This window comes from Candidatus Methylacidiphilales bacterium (assembly GCA_025056655.1).
GTDB lineage: Bacteria > Verrucomicrobiota > Verrucomicrobiia > Methylacidiphilales > JANWVL01 > JANWVL01.
The window spans coordinates 1-19,220 of the sequence record JANWVL010000178.1 but is presented as its reverse complement, the minus strand read 5'-3'; the positions used below and the strand labels follow the sequence as shown (position 1 = coordinate 19,220).

Genomic DNA, 19,220 nt, shown 5'->3' with positions numbered 1-19,220 from the left:
TGGATGTGGGTTATTTGGGGGGGTGGGGTGGGGGTTGGATTTGGGCGAAGAAGCGTTTGCCGCAGCGGAGGATGAAGGGGGTGGAGTAGTCGGGGGTGGTGGTGGGGTCGGTGATTTTTTGTTGGTTGATGGAGACGGCTCCGGCGAGGATGAGGCGGCGGGCTTCGCTGTTGCTGGGGGCGGCGTGGATGTGGACGAGGAGTTTGGTGAGGGGGAGTGGTGTTGGGGGGGTGAGGGAGGGGATGTCGGTGGGGAGTTGGTGTAGGGAGAAGATGCGCTCGAATTCTTCGCGGGCTTGTTGTGCTGCTGAGGCGGAATGGAAGAGGGTGATGATTTTTTGGGCTAGGCGTTTTTTAGCTTCCATGGGGTGGAGGCTGGGGTCGGGAGTTTCGGCGAAGAGGATTTCGCTCCAGCGGGATGTGAGGGGGTCGGGGATGCTCATGACGCGGCCGAACATTTCTTTTGGGGGGTCGTTGACGCTGATGGTGTTGCCGAGGGATTTGCTCATTTTGTGGACGCCGTCGGTGCCTTCGAGGAGGGGGAGGGTGATGATGGTTTGTGGGGGTTGGTGGCATTGTTCTTGGAGGTCTCGGCCGATGAGGAGGTTGAAGAGTTGGTCGGAGCCACCGATTTCGACGTCGGCTTTGACCATGACGGAGTCCCAGCCTTGGAGGAGGGGGTAGCAGATTTCGTGGAGTGCGAGGGGGTGGTGGGATTCGAGGCGGGATTTGAAGTCTTCGCGTTGGAGGATTTGTGAGACGGAGCGTCGGCTGAGGAGCTCGAGGAGGGTGTGGGCGGTCATGTTGTTGAACCAGGTGCCGTTCCAGACGACTTCGGTCTGGTCGCGGCGGAGGATTTTGAAGGCTTGTTCTTGGTAGGTGTGGGCGTTGGCGAGGATGGTGTCGCGGGAGAGGGTGGGGCGTGTGGTGTTGCGGCCTGAGGGGTCGCCGATGGATGCGGTGAAGTCGCCGATGATGAGGACGGCGGTGTGGCCGAGGTCTTGGAATTGGCGGAGCTTGAGGAGGCCGACGCAGTGGCCGAGGTGGATGTCGGGGGCGGTGGGGTCGACGCCCATTTTGACGCGGAGGGGTTGTTTTTTTGTGGTGGCGGAGTGGAGTTGGCGGAGGAGTTGGTCGGGGGAGATGAGTCGCTCGGTGCCGCGGGTGAGGATGGCGAGTTGTTCTTCAGGCGAGAGGTGCATGGCGGGGGGATGGTAGAGGAGAGTGGGAGAAGTGAAAAGTGGGATTTAAGGAATGTGGGGGGGGTTGGAAATGGTCGTGACGTGAGAAGCGGAGCAGGGTATGTAAGGGGGGCGTGGAGAGAGTTAATTTGAGAGTGGCAGAGTTGAGTCTAGTGGGGATATTGGTGCTAGGGGTGCTATTTTACTTGGACTGGAGGGCGGAGAGGAAGGCTTTGTCGGTGAGTGCAGGGCGAGTGGTCAGCGAGCCGAGTGAGCCGAGGTGGTATGCTGGAGATGGGAAGGAGGGTTCGCTTCTTGAGAGGCTAAATCAGGAGCAGGTGGTGATGATACAGCAGGTCTTGCCTTCGGTGGTGAATATTACGACGTTGCAGCCGGCATCGGTAGGGGATGATTTTTTTATGGATGGGTGGGATGAGGAGAGGGAGAGAGTTGAAAGTGGGATGGAGGATGGGCTGCGTTTGCCGCGAGATGAGGGATTGGGGGCAGGGGTGATTATGGACGAGGAGGGGTTTATATTAACAAATGCTCATGTGGTGAAGCATGCCTTGGACATTCGCGTGAGGACGTATGATGGAAGGCGGATGAAGGCTAGGGTGGTAGGCTTGGATGAGCTGACGGATCTGGCGGTGTTGAAGGTGGAAGCGGGTGGGCTTAAGGCTGCAAGGATCGGGGATTCGGACTTGTTGCAGGTGGGGGAGCAGGTGTGGGCATTCGGTAATCCGTATGATTTCAACAGTAGTGTGAGTCGGGGAGTGGTGAGTGGTAAGAATCGGGCTCCGCAGTTTACGAATAATTATGAGGATTTTATTCAGAGCGATGTGGTGTTGAATCCGGGGAATTCTGGCGGGGCGTTGGTGAATAGTCGTGGGGAGATTGTGGGAATAAACACGGCGATTTTATCTGGGAGTGGAGCTTTTCAAGGGATGAGTTTTTCGGTGCCGATTAATTTGGCGCACCGTGTTTATAAGGAGATACGGGAGGGGCGGGCGATTAGGCGAGGTAGGTTGGGATGTCATCTGAGGCCGTTGCGGACGGATTTTTTGGATTTTTATAAGCTTGATCGAGACGGTGGGGCGTTGATTGTTGATGTGATAAAGGGATCGCCGGCAGATAGGGTAGGATTGCGGCCGTTGGACATTGTGATCCGGTGTAACGGGGAGCGGATAATAGGCCCAGGACATTTGCGTTTTTATGTGGGGCAGACAGCTCCGGGGGAGAAGATTGTGCTGGATTATTTGCGAGGGGAGCACGTGAAAGGTGATGGGAGGAGGTGGCGCGAGTATCAGGTGGAGGTGGAGATTGATCAGCTTGAAAATGCTCCGCTTAAGGTGAGGGATGTGGTGCAAGTCAGAGAGGGTTTGAGAAAGAAAAATCCGATTGTTGACGTTCAGGTGGTCACGTTGGAGGATGATTTCCGTAGCCGTTGGAATGTGCCGAAAGAGGTGAAAGGTCTTGTAGTGCGAAGTGTAGTAAGCCAGACTGTGGCGTCTGAGGTTTTGCGATTGGGGGATATCATTATTGCGCTGGAAATACAAGGAGGTGAAGCGCTGCGGGAGTATTCGCTTCAAGAATTTAAGAAACTTCAGGAGGAATTAAAGCCTGAGCAAAAATTATTGTTGTATATTTATCGCAACCACCGTTATGAGTTTGTGGTGCTAGGGGCAGATTAGTAAATGGGACGGAGTGATGGGGAGGGAAATTTTAAGGCTTGTATGCTTGCACGTTGAGAGAATGGAGGTAGAATATGGGCGTTAAAACAAAAAAACAAAAGACTGAAGACTTATGACGTTAGCAATATTGATCATGGCTGTGACGATGGTGCTCTCGCTTGTAGCGATGGGGCGGGTAAAAAGCACCTTTTATCGCTATCAGCAAATCCCTGTATCCTCTGGCTACACGGGTTATCAAGCGGCTCGGAGGATTTTGCAAACAGCTGGGATACATGATGTGGAGATAGTGGAGCATCCGTCTCCCCTCGGGGATCATTATGATCCTATACATAAGCGGTTAGTCTTATCATCGGAAGTTTATCATGGAAGCTCGCCAGCAGCACTGGGGGTAGCTGCACATGAGTGTGGCCATGCGATTCAGCACAAAATCGCATATGCGCCCTTGCAGTGGCGGATGGCGGCCGTGGGTGTGACTACGTTTGCCAGCCAGGCAGTATTGTGGCTGCCATTGATTGGATTTGGGACGGGTTTAATCACAAATGTCGTTGCGATGGCATGGTTTATGGCGATTTGTTGGGGGATCATTATGCTGTTTAACTTAATCACATTGCCTGTGGAATATGATGCATCGCGTCGTGCCAAATTGATTTTGCAAAAGATGAATCTCGTGCGTGCGGGCGAAGAGGCGGTCGGTGTGGAACGTGTGCTAAATGCAGCTGCATTGACTTATGTAGCGGCATTTATTACCTCGCTCGTGTATTTCCTCTGGTATCTCTTACCGCTTTTGACGCGCAGAGAATAAGATCGAGATTAATTATTGCATTGGGAGTGTAGCGCGATTGAATGTGGGCATGAATCCCACGTTGCTCAGCACGATTCACTCTGCGATTCCTAGGACTGTGGCTGTAATTCTAGGGGGTGGGGCTGGAACGCGGCTTTATCCGTTAACCAAGGATCGCGCTAAGCCAGCTGTTCCTTTAGCAGGTAAGTATCGTCTGGTGGATATCCCTATAAGCAATTGCATTAATTCAGGGATGCGCTTCATTTATCTTCTGACGCAGTATAACAGTGCATCACTGCATCGCCATATCCAGCAGACGTATCACTTTGAGGAATTCTCTCGCGGCTTTGTTCAGCTGATGGCAGCTCAGCAAACACCGGAGCCCACGTCTGGCTGGTATCAAGGCACGGCGGACGCAGTTCGTGCCAATCTCAAGCATTTCGATAACGTCCTTCACGATTACGTCTTGATTTTAAGCGGAGATCAACTCTACCGGATGGATTACCGGGACGTCTTAGCTGAGCACATCACTCGTAAGGCTGATGTGACCGTTTGCACAATTCCTGTGAAACGGGAAGCGGCGCGTGGTTTCGGAATTATGTGTGTAGATCAAGAAGGTCGGATCAAGCGATTTGTCGAAAAGCCACAGACTGCAGAACTTTTAGACTCTCTGCGGCTCGATTCTGATAGCTTAATAAGACTAGGTAAATCTCCTGATGATGAATTGTATCTGGCTTCCATGGGAATATACATCTTCAATCGTTCCGTCCTGCATCGACTTCTAAATAACAGTATGCTTGACTTTGGTAAGGAAGTTATCCCTTACGCTATCGAACAATATCGCGTATATTCCTTTATTTTTCAGGGTTACTGGGAAGATATCGGGACAGTGCGGGCATTTTACGAGGCTAACCTCGATCTTTGTAACGAGCACCCTTCATTTGATTACGGACTTTCATCAGCTCCGATCTATACAAGGCCGAGAAATCTTCGTCCAAATGTCATTGGCAGTGCTAACCTTACCCGAACAGTTCTTTGCACGGGCATTAAAATTGGCTCTGCGAACATTGAGCGCTCCCTTCTCGGCAACCGGACTATAATCGGCCACAATGTTAAAATTAAAAACACATTAATCATGGGTGCCGACTACTATGAAGATCAACGTCCGCCTAATGAGTTTCCCGTGCCGTTAGGAATTGGCGATGGGAGCGTGATCAGCGATGCAATTATTGATAAAAATGTGCGAATAGGGAAGAACTGCATTATCACGCCCGAAGGCAAACCCAGTCATTTCGATCATCCTCTTGCCTGCATCCGAGACGGGATCATCGTTATCCCTAAGGGGACGATGATTCCTGATAATACAGTGATTTAGTGATAAGGTTGATTCCCACGAAGACTCTAGCTTAGGGCTATTCAGGCTGAATCAACATTATTATATTTTTTTCAAAAAAAATCCCATAGACAAGAAGCTCGAGCAAAAGATACATTTACGAGAAATGATGCCCTTGCCTGAATCAGCCATTCTCGAAATCCTTGTTCGTCACGGTTACATCAACCAGAGCGATGCTGAGGCAGTGCAGGCCTCTGCTGCAAAAAACGGAAACAGTATAGCCAAAGAACTCGAGCTCCAAGGCCTCATCATGCCTAATGACATTTGGTGTGCCATAGCTGCTGATGCCGGCATGCCTTTTGTCGAGAATCTCGATCATATTCACGAAGACGCAGTCAAAGCAGTGCCTAAGAATTTTGCTCAGCGGTATCAAATCATGCCTATTCTTAAAGATGGGCCTATCCTGCGTATCGCCATCTCTAATCCATATGACCTTGAGACGCAAGACACCTTGCGGAATCTCCTGAATACAGACATCGAGCTCGTCGTGGCTCCGCCTGATACTATTCAGCAAGCGATTAAACGATACTATGGATCGCTCTCTGAATCCATCGACACACTAATCTCAAGCAAAGAGAACAATGACGCCCAGCTCATTCTAAAGCAAAATACTCAGTATGAGGAGGCAGCACCTGCGACGGAAGGCGATGCGCCCATTATTAGCATGGTAAATAGTATGATCCTCGATGCCCACCGCATGCGGGCTAGTGATATCCATCTGGAGCCGCTTGAAAAGCGGTTACGGCTTCGATACCGCATAGATGGTGTGCTCCAAGAGATGAGAGACCCTCCGAAGCGCCTTCAATCTGCGATCATTAGTCGCATTAAAATCATGTCTAGGATGAGTATCGCTGAAAAACGTCTCCCGCAAGATGGCCGCATCCAACTGACACTTGTTGATGGTAAACAACTCGACTTGCGTGTCTCTACCATTCCGACGGTCCACGGAGAGGGGATCGTCATGCGTATCCTCGATAAATCGAGTCTATTGCTTGGGCTTCCTGACTTAGGTTTTTTCAGCGATGATGCAGCCACGATGGAGCGTATCATCAATTTACCGGATGGTATCTTTCTTGTCACTGGACCGACCGGCTCCGGAAAAACTACTACGCTCTATGCCTGCTTAAATTCTATTAACAAGCCCGACAGGAAAATCATCACCGTAGAAGACCCCGTCGAATACCAACTCTCCGGCATCAACCAAGTCCCAGTTAACGAAGAAGTAGGAATGACCTTTGCAGCTGCGCTTCGCTCTATTCTCCGACAAGCTCCGAATATCATTATGATCGGGGAAATACGAGACTCTGAGACAGCCTCGATCGCTATTAATGCTTCACTAACTGGGCATTTGGTTTTTAGCACCCTACATACAAACGATGCCACCAGCGCTGTTACGCGACTCATAGATATCGGTATCAAACCTTTCCTTGTGGCCTCTTCAGTGCGTGCCGTCATGGCTCAACGACTTGTCCGCAAAGTCTGCTCATCGTGTGCTATGCCTTACGAGCCGACAGAGGGAGAGTTGCGAGCCTTAAATTTAACCCCAACCCAAATTGAACAAGCTCAATTCAGGCGAGGTCGTGGATGTGATAAGTGTCGTGGTTCAGGATATAAAGGCCGTCTTGGCATATTTGAAATTTTCATTTTAGACGATGAGATACGCAACATGATTAACGATCGACAGTCCACGTCTGCCATCCGTGCTCGAGCTCGTGCTCTGGGCATGCGCACGCTACGTGAAGATGGCATACGCAAAGTCCTTGCTGGTATCACGACCCCCGAGGAAGTTATTTCTACCACTCTTGGAGATAAGAATTAGCTATGAATCCTATAACACTTCTTAATTTCCTCAAAAACAATGGCCGTATTGATGATGTGCAATATTCAGATCTACGCGATGAGCAGCAGCGTTCAGGCAAACCCATCTTACAAGTCATTAGCGATTTTGGTATCGCCACGAGTGACGAGATTCTTCAACTTATAGCCCAAGAATTAGGAGCGGGATACGTCCCTGACCTCACACACACAGAGTTTCCGCCTGATGTATTGAGTCGTATTCCGCCTCAGACGGCGCGTATCCATGGGGCGTTACCAGTTGGATTTGAAAATAACATCTTGTTTTTAGCTCTTACAGACCCACTCGATCTGCAAAACATCGACACGCTGCGTAACAATCTTCCATATGAGGTTCAAATAGTTGTTGCCCCGATAGCTCAGGTGCAGAGCCTTATTGAGCGATATTACGGCTCGGAGACGGCTAATGTCGAGGATCTTGTCTCCCAACTCGCTGGAGAAATTTCACTTGGCGATGCCTACAATATTTCCGAAAAAGATCTCCAGGCTGAAGCAAGCGCTGCGCCGATTATCAAATATGTTGATTCAGTGCTCGTTCAAGCAATCAAAGCCCGGGCTAGTGATATTCACTTTGAGCCCTTTGAGCATGAGTTCAAGATTCGGTATCGCGTAGATGGCGCACTTTATGAAATGACGCCACCGCCCCGATCTCTAGCAGCAGCGATAACTTCTCGCATCAAAGTCATGTCGAATCTCAATATTGCCGAGCGACGCATTCCTCAAGATGGCCGTATTCAGACGATCATGGCTGGGCGCCCTGTCGATCTGCGTGTTTCCACATTGCCCACACAATTTGGTGAGTCTGTGGTTCTTCGCGTTCTTGATCGCACCACCGTCAATCTCGATCTTGATGCGCTTGGTATGCCGCCACATCTGCTGGCTTATATTCGAGAGACAATTCAAAAGCCGAATGGTATTTTCATTGTCACGGGGCCGACGGGGTCAGGCAAAACTACGACTCTCTACGCTTGTCTGCGAGAAATTAACACGATCGATACTAAAATTCTTACGGTCGAAGATCCTGTTGAATACGAAATCGAGGGGATCATGCAAGTGCAAGTCAATGAAGCAATCGGCTTAACGTTTGCACGCGCGCTCCGAGCCTTTTTGAGACAAGATCCGGACCGAATTTTGATCGGTGAAACCCGTGACTTTGAAACGGCTCAGATTGCTATCCAAGCATCACTGACGGGTCATCTTGTGTTTACTACGCTCCATACAAATGATGCTCCGGGTGCCATCACAAGGCTAATCGATATGGGGATTGAACCCTTCCTGATTTCTTCAAGCTTAGAAGGCGTGCTGGCTCAGCGTTTGATTCGTAAAATTTGCCCTCACTGCCGCACTCCGTATGAGCCTACCGAAGCAGTCTTGAGGCAGATCGGCCTTACGCCTCATGACGTCGGTGATAAGCAATTTTACTACGGACGAGGCTGCGAGCATTGTAATTGGACTGGTTACAAGGGGCGCAAAGGAATATATGAATTGCTCGACGTTACGGAGCCAATCCGTGAATTGATAAACCAAAAAGCTCCTTCGATTGTAATACGTCAAAAGGCAGTTGAACTTGGGATGACCACGCTCCGTGCTGATGGATTGAGAAACATTTTTGATGGTGAAACGACCATTGAAGAAGTCTTAAAATACACGTAAACGCTACCTTATCCTATGCCCCAATACTCTTACACAGCCGTTGACGCCCGCGGCCAACAAATCAGTGGCGTGATCGAAGCAGCATCTGAGGCAGACGCTTCATCGCAGATCAGACAGCAAGGCTATTTCCCTACTCGGCTGATCCCCGCTAGGACCTCTACTAAAGAGGGCGTGGGCGTAAAAAAGTCTTTTTCATTTTTTCTGGGTGGGACAAAAGTTAAGACTAAAGTTCTCACCACCTTTACACGCCAGCTAGCGACGCTGATCGAGGCAGGTTTGCCCCTTGTTCGTGGGATGGAGGCGCTGATCCAGCAAGAACGCAATCGTGCGCTTCACCAAGCCTTGGTGAGCATGAAAGAGAACGTCGAAAGTGGCAGCACTTTTTCTGAGGCGCTTGCACAGCATCCGAAAATTTTCAGTAAACTTTTCGTTAATATGGTGCGTGCGGGAGAAGTCGGGGGCGTGCTAGAGGTCGTATTGAAGCGTCTTGCAGAGTTTCAAGAAAAAGCTGAGCGGATTCGTGGAAAAATTCTTTCTGCGACCGTTTACCCTGTGGTAGTCCTAGCCATTGCGGCTCTTATAGTGGGGGTTTTGATGGTCTTTGTGGTGCCAAAGTTTCAACAAATTTTTAATGAAATTCTTGGAGGTAAAGAGTTGCCGTGGCTTACGCAGATGGTGATCAACGTTAGCCATTTTATCCAAAGCCACGTCCTTGTCCTAGTCGGGGGCATCATCCTTGTCGTCCTTATTGTGAAATATCTTAATTCGAATCCCAAGACTTCAGCAGTGCTTGATGCTTGGCGGCTGAAGCTGCCAATTGTTGGGCCGATTGTTCAAAAGACTTCTATTGCGAGGTTTACTCGCACGTTGGGAACGTTAGTCTCCAGTGGTGTGCCGATCCTGCAGGCCCTCAATATCACGAAAGACACTGTGGGGAATCACGTCGTCGCTCAAGCTATAGTCAAAGTGCACGATAGTGTGAAAGAGGGGGAGAGTGTGGTCGTGCCACTTGAAAGTTCAGGACTTTTTCCGGCGATGGTGATCAGCATGGTGCGAGTCGGTGAAGAGACAGGGCGTCTTCCTGAAATGTTAATCAAGGTGGCAGATGTCTATGAAGAGGAAGTGGACAATGCAGTCTCAGGCCTGACGTCTCTTCTTGAGCCGTTGATGATTGTTTTTCTAGCTGTCGTTGTCGGCATTATAGTTATTGCACTTTTTATGCCGTTAATAGGTATTATCGAAGGACTCAGTGGTGCAGGCGGAGCCGTTCCCAGCATGTAGGAGGTGATTGAGTTATTATTTAGGAGAGGTATGGGCTATCAAGTATTTGCGAGGAAATATCGGCCACAGACGTTTGCTGAAATTATTGGTCAGGATCACATCACCAAGACGCTTGAGAATGCCATCCGCCTGAATCGTATAGCGCAAGCGTATCTTCTAGTGGGGCCGAGAGGAACAGGTAAAACTTCTACAGCGCGTATCATCGCTAAGGCCTTAAATTGTCCTAATGGCCCTCGTGTTGATTTTGATCCGAAAGATCCCGTATGTGTAGAAATTGCGGAAGGCCGTTCGCTTGACGTAATCGAGATTGATGGTGCATCCAATCGGAATATTGACAACATCCGTGAACTCAGAGAGAGCGCGCGCTATGCGCCGAATGCTGCACGTTTCAAAATTTATTACATCGACGAGGTGCACATGCTTACCCATGAGGCCTTCAATGCGTTACTTAAAACGCTTGAGGAGCCGCCATCGCATGTGAAATTCATTTTTGCAACGACCGAAGCTCATAAAGTGCCGGCGACGATTCTCTCTCGCTGTCAACGTTTTGATTTCAGAAGAATTCCAGAAAAGTTAATTGCGGATCACTTAGCATATATTTGCAAAAACGAGCACGTGGAGGCTTCGCCGGAGGCCTTGCGTCTTTTAGCTCGTCATGCCGATGGCGGCCTACGTGACGCAGAAGTGGCGCTTGATCAAGTGATTAGTTTTTATGGTTCGCCTATCACTGAGGAGGGAGTTAGTGAGATGTTTGGTCTCACTGGTTTTGCGCCAATTGTGGCCCTGGTTGAGGCGATAGCCCAGGCAAATGTGGGTGCTGTCTTGACACAATGCCGTGCGCTCTCGCAGGCAGGGCGTGATTTTTCACGGCTGAGTCAAGATTTAATGCGTCTTCTGAGGCATATTATCGTCGCTCAGACGCAGCCAGATGCACTGAAGAATGAAATTTCAGAGCAAGAGAGGGAGTCGATCTTGCATCTTTCTCGGTTAACTAATCAAGCAACAGTGCTTGAATGGATGCGTGAGCTGAGCCAACTTGAAGCTTCGCTCCGCTACAGCCTTGCTAAGGATATTCTTTTAGAAGTTACATTGTTGCGACTCTGCCATCTTCAACACAAGCTGCAGATTGAAGCTGTGCTCTCGAAGTTGATTCAAACTTCCGATGCATCGCTTTCTGCTGAGCCAGGCGTTCAGTCTACTGCCACGAATTCTAGCACTTCTGTTTCTGGCCATCCAAGCTTCATGACACCAGAGCAGGCTTGGAATAAGGTAGTCGAGGTATTTGCCCAAGAACGATCGCTGGAACGCGAAGCTATTCTGACTTTGCGGTATCAGGGTTATGAGAACGACAAAGTCGTCATCCGGATCCCTTCCGCCTTGAAACACAAGCTGCCGTTTTTTTTATCTCCTAGCAATCTCGATTTTGTCTCGAGCCGCTTAACGTCATTATTGGGCAAATCCACGACGGTGAGTTATGTCGTCGAAAGCGAGACGGAGCTTAAATGTGAGCCCAAGCAAGGGGATTTAAGGAAAAACGAATCTGTCCCTTCTGCGAGAATCGATGAGGCTGCACAATCTACCAAGCCTCCTGGCAAAATCAGTGAAGAGGAGTTTCTTAAAGATCCTGCAATACAAAAGGCGCTAGAAATCTTCGAAGGGAAAATTGTGAATTTGAAGGAATGAACCCTTAATACACATCCTTGAGATAACGCTTTTCAGTTTTGCTGAGGGTGACGTTTACGTAATTTTCAGCCGCTTCTCGATCTAGGCCGCCTTCTTTTTGTGCGATCTGGATTAAGGTTTCGTGAACGTCTTTAGCCATACGTTTTGCATCTCCGCAGACGTAGAAGTAAGCTCCATTTTGGAGCCAATCCCAGAGCTGACGGCTGTTCTCGAGCATTCGGTGCTGCACGTAGATCTTCTCGCTTTGGTCACGGGAGAACGCGGTGTGGAGGTAAGTGAGAAGCCCTTTTTGACGATATGATTCGAATTCTTCTCCGTATAGAAAATCGGTTGCAGCATGTTGATCGCCGAAAAAGAGCCAGTTTTTTCCTGTAGCCCCAGTAGCCTCACGCTCTTGGAGAAAGGCGCGAAACGGAGCGATGCCTGTGCCCGGGCCGACCATGATGATGGGCCGATCCGGTGGAGCGAGGTGGAAATGTTTTGAGGGTTGTAGATAGACACCGGTGGTAGAGCCGAGCGGTAACTCGTGAGCCAAGTAGCCGGAGCAGTAGCCATATTTTGTGCGGCCATGGGTATGGTAGCAGACTACTCCAACTGTGAGGTGCACTTGGTTGGGGTGAACCTTGAGACTGGAGGCTATCGAATAAAGCCTTGGGACAGCTTTATTAAAAGTAGGAAGCACTTCTTCTGGTGTGAGGCCTTCCGCTGGATATTCTCTTAAGACATCTACGTAGTCTCGTGAATGAGTATATTCATCGAGTAAGTCGGGATCCTCGACAATGGCTCGTAGAGAATCTTTTGATTTACCCTGAGGTAGGTGATCAAAGACAAGTTTAACGAATTTTTTAGATACACGGTTGAGGATGAAATCGCTTAGCAACACATCAAAAATTGGGCGCGTCTCGCTTTCGGGTTTAGTGTTGTATGAGAGATCTGCTGGCCATTTTAATGCCTGTAGGAGCTCGTGGACGACAGTTTTAAAGTTTCGTGCATAGACTCCTAGAGATGCTCCTACTTCATAGGTGAGCTGGCTACCTTCAATTGAAAAAACGATGTGTCGGGTGTCTTTTTGAGAACCGGGTTTATTTAGACGACGATTTTCAATGAGTGGTGCTTGAAAAGGGTTTAAGCGGTTGTAAGGCGATGATGGCGTAGCCTCGGATGAATCATTCATAGAGCTTTTCATATAATCCTTTTTTCATAATTTCGTCAAAGCTTCTGTATGGCACACATTCGGATTATTGCTGGGATGTGGAGAGGGCGCTGCATAAATGTTGCCAGATGCAGAGGCCTCAAACCAACACAAGGTCGTGTGCGAGAAGCAGTTTTCTCGATGCTTGGACCCGAGATCATCGAGGCTCGAGTTTTAGATCTGTGCGCTGGGACGGGAGCTTATGGGATAGAGGCCTATAGCCGTGGCGCAAGCAGTGTATCATGGGTGGAAGTAAATCGTGATGCTGTGAAAATGCTACGGAAGAATCTGAGGGCTCTGAAGTTGGAAAGTAACGAGGCTAGGATATATTGCGAGGATGTGTTTCGATGGTTAAAGCAAGTGAGGGGGGTGGCTTTTGATATTATTTTTGCTGACCCACCTTATGATTGGCCTGAGGTGTCTTATTTAGAGTTATTTATTCATTCGCAAAAGATTGCTCATTCTGAAACGATTTTGGTTTTAGAAACTTCATCGCGTATGCCGCCTGTGCTTGTGGGAGGTAATTGGTGTTGCTACGAAAAAAGGAAATACGGCGAGACGTGCGTCAGCTTCTACAATTTGCATCAAGGTTTGAATCTAGCATAGACAGGGTGATGCTCTTGAACTAAAGAGGTATCTTTATGAATCGAGCTGCCTGCAGGCCCTGGATTGTGGCTCAAATTGGCGCGCGGGAGCACTACGGCGTAGCACGAGCTTTAGCTACGCATGGGTGCCTTGCGGCACTGGTGACAGATTTGTGGGCGAGTCCCAGGAGCGCCTGGGGTTACATTCCACATAGACATATTCGAGAGCGTTATCATGCAGATTTGAAGGGCATTCCCGTGTTGGTTAATAACTGCGCTTCCCTTGCATGGGAATTCCAGGCGAGGGCGAGGGGATGGCGCGGTTCAGAGCTTTTCATGGAGCGCAACGAATGGTTTCAGAAACAGGCGCTTCGACTGCTCAGCGACTTCGTAAAAAAAAATTCGATAGAAAAGGGTATTCTCTTTGCCTACAGCTATGCCGCACGAAACCTCCTCAAATGGGCCAAGGAAAATGGCTGGAAAACGATCTTAGGGCAAATCGATCCAGGTAGCGAAGAAGAAAAAATTATAGCAGAAAAGGTGCGACAATACTCAGAGCTTGCACCAAAGTGGAGACCGATAAAGAATTTATATTGGGATTTGTGGCGCGAGGAATGCTCAGTTGCCGATGTGATCTTAGTAAATTCAGCCTGGTCGAAAGAGTTAGTCATGCGCGCTGGTATAGACTCAATAAAGTTGAAGATCGTGCCCCTTGCGTATGAGAGAGCCGTTGAGAATCACAAGAAAAGTTATCCTCTGAAATTTGATATAGAACGGCCTTTGAGGGTATTGTTCTTAGGACAAGTTAGTATCAGAAAAGGAATAGTCGAACTTCTAGAAGCGGCAGAATTTTTGAAAGAAAGGCCTATAGAATTTTGGATTGTTGGACCGATACAAATTGATCTTTCGGTTGCAAAAAAAAAATGGAGCTTAGAGAAAGTTAAATTTTTCGGTGCGGTAGCAAGAGGCGAGGTTGACCGATTTTACTCAGAAGCTGATGTTTTTGTTTTTCCCACGCATTCAGATGGCTTTGGTATAACTCAGCTTGAAGCTATAAATAGAGGATTGCCAGTGATAGCCTCTCGTTTCTGCGGTGAAGTTGTAAAGGACAACGTTAATGGCAAGATATTGGATGAGGTCAGTTCTGTAAGAATAATTGAAGTCCTTGATGAAATTTTACTAAATCCTAGAAGCCTAGAAATATGGTCAAGAAACACATATGTAGAAAAAAATTTTTTACCTCATACCGTTGCAGAAAGAATTTTAAGTTTGGTTTAATGAAGATATGATTACTGTTGTTACTCATTTTCCATCTCCTTACCAAGTTGAGTTTTTCAATGCGATCAATCAGGAGCTAAAAAATAGATTAAGGGTAGTTTATATGACTGGCCAAAGTTCAAAGCGCTTATGGATGCAGAAGGAGGATTATTTGCACGATCTATGTATTCTCGAGGATGACAAACATAAAGCGCGGAAATGGGTTCAAGAGTCAGATTTAGTGATTTTTAATTATTATTATGACCTAAGAGCACTTGAACTTATCAATCAGAGAGCTTCACAAAAACGCCCTTGGGTTTTCTGGGGGGAGCGTTTAGGGTATCAACATCCTCGTCTTGGAAGATTGATACGTAAAGTGCTTCTTAAAGCCTTGCATAAAAATCCAGTCCCTATTTGGGGAATTGGTGAATATGCCGTTGTGAGTTATCAAAAAGAGTTTGGACTGAGGAGGGATTATTTCAACATTCCGTATTACTCAAACCTTAAGCGATTTCACAGAACTTCATCTAAGTTAATTCATGAAAACATCAAAATTTTGTTTTCTGGATCGCTTATTTTTCGCAAGGGAATAGATTTGCTTTGTAGAGCATATAAGCAGATTTTTTTTAAGTATCCATGGCTTGAGCTTATTATACTCGGAGAAGGTGAATTAAAAGCAAAACTTGCTACTGAGCTAAAGGAGTGTAATTCTAAATGTCGCTTTTTAGGGTTCAAGGACTGGTCTGAATTACCTCAAGTCTATGCTGAAGCTGACATACTCTGTGTGCCATCAAGATATGACGGTTGGGGACTGGTGGTGCCAGAGGGTCTCGCTTCAGGGTTGCCAGTTATTGCTACGGACAAGATGGGAGCAGCTTTGGATTTAATTCAGGATGGAAGAAATGGATGGGTTATCCCTGGGGGAGACTTAGAGGCACTTCAGCAATCCTTGTCGAATGTGGCAGAGATGGATCGGCGTGAAATTGTTGAAATGTCTTCTTTTGCTTTAGAATCTATAAAATTTCACAATATAGAAAACGGTGTAAATAAATTTATAAAAGCTGCAGATTCTGCTATAGAATCATATTCTAAACCATTTAAAAAAAAGATAATTCATCTTTGGGCTCCTGACTTTGATCCGAGTAGTGGTGGAATTGGAACTTATTCCAACATCTTGTATAGGAGAATTAAAAAAATCACCGGAATCCATGTTCGAACCTTGCCTAAAAGGCATATCGGGATAAAGGATAACCAATTAGCAAACAGTTACATATCTTTTTTCGGCTTTGGTCACCTAGGAACTTTTTTCTACACAGTCCATTTAATCTGGTGGGCATTTATCGAGCGGCCTGACTATATTATCACAACTCATGTTAATTTTAGCCCTGTGGCTAATTTGATAAAGAAGTATATAAAGATTCGATATGCAGTGTGCCTGCACGGAATTGATGTGTGGGGATTAAAAAATCAATATAGAATTAATGGATTAAAAGAAGCAGATTACTTGTTGCCAGTAAGTGAATTTACCAAAACCATTGTAATTAAGGAGCAAAAAATTGCTGAGAATAAATTTTTTGTGTTGCCTGATACAGTGGATAGTGAACGATTTAGAATAGGTGTTAAGAATCGTAGAATATTAAGACGATATGGTATTCCTATAGAGAAAAAAATTGTGTTAACAGTATGTCACCTATCTAGGCTTGAACGATACAAGGGATATGACCGTATATTAAAGATTTGGCCAAGTATTTTGAAAGAAGTTACCAACGCTCACTATGTGCTCGTGGGGCAGGGGGATGATTTGCCATATATTAAAGAGACTATTCAAAAACTAGGCATTCAAGATTCAGTAACTCTTACCGGATACGTTCCGGCGCATGAGCTTCCCTACCTATATCAATCAGCGGAATTATTCGTCATGCCTAGCACAGGGGAGGGCTTTGGTATTGTGTTTCTTGAAGCACTTGCATCTGGTTTGCCTGTATTAGCTGGAAATTTGGATGCTTCTGCGGAGCCTTTACTTAATGGCGATTTAGGCGTTTTGATTAATCCGAATGATGAAAACCAATTGATGTTAAATTTAATTTCATTACTGAAGCGGATGCACCCTAACCATCAATTTTATAATCCTGAATATCTCAGGACAAGAGTTATAGAGGCATATGGATTAGAGAATTTTGACAAAAAATTAACATGCTTTTTTTCAAAAATCAATATACTCTGAATCTATGTGCGGGATAGCTGGTTTTTTTGGCTCAATCAACGGCAGTGATCCTGACGCTTTAATCCGATCTCTCAAGCATAGAGGTCCAGATGATCATGGCTTTTGGAAAACGGAAAATGCTATTCTTATCCACACAAGACTTTCAATAATCGACTTATCTATTAGCGCTCGACAGCCGATGCTCTCAACTAGTAAAAGGCAAGGTATCGTATTCAACGGTGAAATCTATAATTATCTAGCTTTGAAAAGTCATATTGATACAAAATCTTTTAAAAGTCAATCTGATACAGAAATCCTACTATATCTCATCATTAAGTATAAGGAACACGTTTTTAAGTATCTTGCTGGAATGTATGCTTTTGCCTTTTGGGATGAAGATAGGAAAGAAGGTATATTAGCGAGAGATCCTTACGGAATTAAGCCTTTGTATTATCGTTACAACAAAGATGGGACACTCATCTTCGCTTCAGAATCTAAGGTTTTAAGAACCAATGGCGACACAGTGTGTCCGAATAGCTTTCGGGATACTTTATTATGGGGTAGTGTTCCTTCACCGCAAACACTATGGAGTGAGATACGGCAAGTGCCCAGTGGTGCTTATCTAATTTGGGACAAGGGATCTGTTAGAATTGAACATCACTCAAGTTTAAGAAAAGGCAAGTTTCATTTTTCTATATCTATGAATGATAATATTTCGGAAAACCAGTCAATAAGTATTGTGGATTGCAAAAATCCTATAGCTTACACACGTTTTTGGCTCGAGGAATCAATAAAGAGACATTTGGTGAGTGACGTTCCAGTCGGAATATTTCTAAGTGGTGGAATTGACTCGACTGTAATTTTAGCGCTAGTTAGGAAGCTGTTGGGGGAGAATTCTAAAATTTATACTTTTTCCATAGGCTTCCATGAACGCTTATATAATGAGGCTAATCTTGCTGAAAAAACGGCTCATCATTTCAATACCGAGCACATTACATGGATTTTAAGTGCTAGTCAAGGTCAAGTTGAGCTTAGAAATTTCTTACTACATTTAGATCTCCCGACTATAGATGGTTTTAACACGTGGTGTGTATCTTTATTAGCACGAAGGGAAGGTATGAAGGTAGCTCTTTCTGGGGTAGGAGGGGATGAATTATTCGGGGGATATCCTTCCTTTTATCGAGTGCCACAGATTTATAGATTATATCATTCTCCCTTTCGAAAGGTGCTAATTCCATGGCTAGCTAGAAAGCCTCAAGGGTCTGTTTATCGGCGATTACTAGCATATCTGAAGGGGAAAGGCTCTTGGTTACATGCATACCATGCCTTTCGCGGAATTTTTACGCCAGATGAGGCATTTTTAATTACAAAAAAAATCGTTGGCAAGGAGCCCACACAAGAACCCTTTTCAGAAATTAGTGATTCGGAGTTACCTGAAGATCCGCTTTCGGTTATTGTGCAACTTGAAACAACACGTTATTTAACGAATCAACTGCTCCGTGACAGTGATATTTTCTCGATGGCTCACGGGATTGAATTGCGCTTACCGTTAGTTGATGCGCGTCTGGCAATGGCCCTTGATATACTTCCGCCAAGAGTAAGAGTGACGCGTTCTAAGTCGCTTCTAAAGAAAGCAGTTCCAGAAATTCCAGCTTGGATATTAAGGCAACCTAAGCGCGGGTTTGTTTTTCCTTTCAAAGAATGGTTGCAGAAGGAATTCTCAGAGCAACTTTTCGAAATAGAAAAGTTTTCGCCCGTGCCTCTCAACGCTTGGTATCGAACCTGGTGTTTAGCGTCTGTGTTGAAAGTCTTAGGTCAGGTTGAATTTAAGTAATATTTATGCCTCTACATCTTCTCCACGCCATCCCGTCGATAGCTCTTTCTGATGGAGGGCCAAGTCAAGCCATACGGAATATAGAGCGTGCGCTTGAAATACATCGCGTTAAAGTAACTACAGTTACTACTGACCACGACCTACAGCGAGAAAACCAAGGCAATAAAGTTCCGTTAGGTCAGTTGATAAAAGAGTCAGCTTATGTTTATAGAATTTATTTCAAAAAACAAATTCACTTCTATAAAATTTCATTTCCGATGGCATTCTGGTTGTGGCGAAATATCCGTCGCTACGACATTGTCCATATTCATGCGCTCTTCTCTTTTTCCTCCTTTGTAGCAGCATGGATAGCTCGGATCAAACGAGTTCCCTATATAATTCGTCCTCTTGGGGTGCTTAATCGCTACGGTATGCTTCATCGTCGTCGCTGGATTAAAGCTTTATCGTTCCGCTGGATTGAAACGCCTATCCTCCGTAACGCTGCGGCCGTACATTTTACAAGCAAGCAAGAAGCCCTAGAGGCTGCACAACTTATTCCAAAAATAAAGTCCAGAATTTTGCCACTAGGTATAGATATCGGATTATATCAAAAAGGCTATTCAGAAAATTTTTTAAAGACATACCCTGAAGCCAG

At 46.4% G+C, this 19,220-nt stretch carries 14 protein-coding genes; 12 read left to right on the top strand and 2 right to left on the bottom strand.

The genetic code is table 11. The annotated features are described in order from the left end of the window. Positions 1-10 precede the first annotated feature (10 nt). Complete coding sequence (gene tyrS / locus NZM04_11260) at positions 11-1,201, bottom strand: tyrosine--tRNA ligase (protein ID MCS7064593.1); 1,191 nt, start codon at positions 1,199-1,201, stop codon at positions 11-13. Positions 1,202-1,314: 113 nt separating this feature from the next. On the opposite strand from tyrS, the gene NZM04_11255 reads away from it, so the two are divergent. The 7 genes from NZM04_11255 to dnaX all read left to right on the top strand — a co-directional run bounded on the left by NZM04_11255 (position 1,315) and on the right by dnaX (position 11,516). After that, positions 1,315-2,871 (top strand): trypsin-like peptidase domain-containing protein, encoded by a 1,557-nt coding sequence (locus tag NZM04_11255; GenBank protein MCS7064592.1) that lies wholly within the window; start codon positions 1,315-1,317, stop codon positions 2,869-2,871. 112 nt (positions 2,872-2,983) lie between these two features. Then, complete coding sequence (locus NZM04_11250) at positions 2,984-3,673, top strand: zinc metallopeptidase (protein MCS7064591.1); 690 nt, start codon at positions 2,984-2,986, stop codon at positions 3,671-3,673. 49 nt (positions 3,674-3,722) lie between these two features. Next, entirely contained in the window at positions 3,723-5,027 is a 1,305-nt protein-coding gene (locus NZM04_11245) for a glucose-1-phosphate adenylyltransferase (protein ID MCS7064590.1), read from the top strand. Between the two features lie 124 nt (positions 5,028-5,151). Next, entirely contained in the window at positions 5,152-6,864 is a 1,713-nt protein-coding gene (gene gspE / locus NZM04_11240; protein MCS7064589.1) for a type II secretion system ATPase GspE, read from the top strand. Positions 6,865-6,866: 2 nt separating this feature from the next. Further along, a complete protein-coding gene (gene gspE, locus NZM04_11235) occupies positions 6,867-8,552 on the top strand; it encodes a type II secretion system ATPase GspE (GenBank protein ID MCS7064588.1) in 1,686 nt (561 codons plus the stop codon). Between the two features lie 15 nt (positions 8,553-8,567). After that, complete coding sequence (locus tag NZM04_11230) at positions 8,568-9,833, top strand: type II secretion system F family protein (protein MCS7064587.1); 1,266 nt, start codon at positions 8,568-8,570, stop codon at positions 9,831-9,833. A gap of 30 nt (positions 9,834-9,863) precedes the next feature. Next, positions 9,864-11,516 (top strand): DNA polymerase III subunit gamma/tau, encoded by a 1,653-nt coding sequence (dnaX, locus tag NZM04_11225; protein ID MCS7064586.1) that lies wholly within the window; start codon positions 9,864-9,866, stop codon positions 11,514-11,516. A 4-nt stretch (positions 11,517-11,520) separates the two neighbouring features. Here dnaX and NZM04_11220 read toward each other — a convergent pair whose 3' ends face one another. Beyond that, on the bottom strand, positions 11,521-12,690 hold the full coding sequence (locus tag NZM04_11220; GenBank protein ID MCS7064585.1) for a sulfite reductase subunit alpha: 1,170 nt from the start codon (positions 12,688-12,690) through the stop codon (positions 11,521-11,523). 48 nt (positions 12,691-12,738) lie between these two features. Between NZM04_11220 and rsmD the strand changes: the two genes are divergently transcribed. The 5 genes from rsmD to NZM04_11195 all read left to right on the top strand — a co-directional run. Next, positions 12,739-13,314: a 16S rRNA (guanine(966)-N(2))-methyltransferase RsmD gene (gene rsmD / locus NZM04_11215; protein ID MCS7064584.1), complete on the top strand. Its 576-nt coding sequence runs from the start codon at positions 12,739-12,741 to the stop codon at positions 13,312-13,314. A gap of 35 nt (positions 13,315-13,349) precedes the next feature. Continuing rightward, positions 13,350-14,570: a glycosyltransferase family 4 protein gene (locus NZM04_11210; GenBank protein ID MCS7064583.1), complete on the top strand. Its 1,221-nt coding sequence runs from the start codon at positions 13,350-13,352 to the stop codon at positions 14,568-14,570. Between the two features lie 7 nt (positions 14,571-14,577). Further along, positions 14,578-16,773, top strand: coding sequence for a glycosyltransferase family 4 protein (locus NZM04_11205; GenBank protein ID MCS7064582.1), 2,196 nt, complete (start codon positions 14,578-14,580; stop codon positions 16,771-16,773). A gap of 4 nt (positions 16,774-16,777) precedes the next feature. Next, a complete protein-coding gene (gene asnB / locus NZM04_11200) occupies positions 16,778-18,586 on the top strand; it encodes an asparagine synthase (glutamine-hydrolyzing) (protein MCS7064581.1) in 1,809 nt (602 codons plus the stop codon). Between the two features lie 5 nt (positions 18,587-18,591). Further along, positions 18,592-19,220: glycosyltransferase (locus tag NZM04_11195; protein MCS7064580.1), on the top strand; the 629-nt coding region annotated here is incomplete at its 3' end.

Bases quoted from the DNA above. Each gene is read 5' to 3' on its own strand.
- rsmD (MCS7064584.1), top strand. From the start codon at position 12,739: ATGGCACACATTCGGATTATTGCTGGGATGTGGAGAGGGCGCTGCATA.
- NZM04_11205 (MCS7064582.1), top strand. From the start codon at position 14,578: ATGATTACTGTTGTTACTCATTTTCCATCTCCTTACCAAGTTGAGTTT.
- NZM04_11245 (MCS7064590.1), top strand. From the start codon at position 3,723: ATGAATCCCACGTTGCTCAGCACGATTCACTCTGCGATTCCTAGGACT.
- NZM04_11220 (MCS7064585.1), bottom strand. From the start codon at position 12,690: ATGAATGATTCATCCGAGGCTACGCCATCATCGCCTTACAACCGCTTA.
- NZM04_11230 (MCS7064587.1), top strand. From the start codon at position 8,568: ATGCCCCAATACTCTTACACAGCCGTTGACGCCCGCGGCCAACAAATC.
- NZM04_11250 (MCS7064591.1), top strand. From the start codon at position 2,984: ATGACGTTAGCAATATTGATCATGGCTGTGACGATGGTGCTCTCGCTT.
- dnaX (MCS7064586.1), top strand. From the start codon at position 9,864: ATGGGCTATCAAGTATTTGCGAGGAAATATCGGCCACAGACGTTTGCT.
- gspE (MCS7064588.1), top strand. From the start codon at position 6,867: ATGAATCCTATAACACTTCTTAATTTCCTCAAAAACAATGGCCGTATT.
- NZM04_11210 (MCS7064583.1), top strand. From the start codon at position 13,350: ATGAATCGAGCTGCCTGCAGGCCCTGGATTGTGGCTCAAATTGGCGCG.
- asnB (MCS7064581.1), top strand. From the start codon at position 16,778: ATGTGCGGGATAGCTGGTTTTTTTGGCTCAATCAACGGCAGTGATCCT.
- tyrS (MCS7064593.1), bottom strand. From the start codon at position 1,201: ATGCACCTCTCGCCTGAAGAACAACTCGCCATCCTCACCCGCGGCACC.
- gspE (MCS7064589.1), top strand. From the start codon at position 5,152: ATGATGCCCTTGCCTGAATCAGCCATTCTCGAAATCCTTGTTCGTCAC.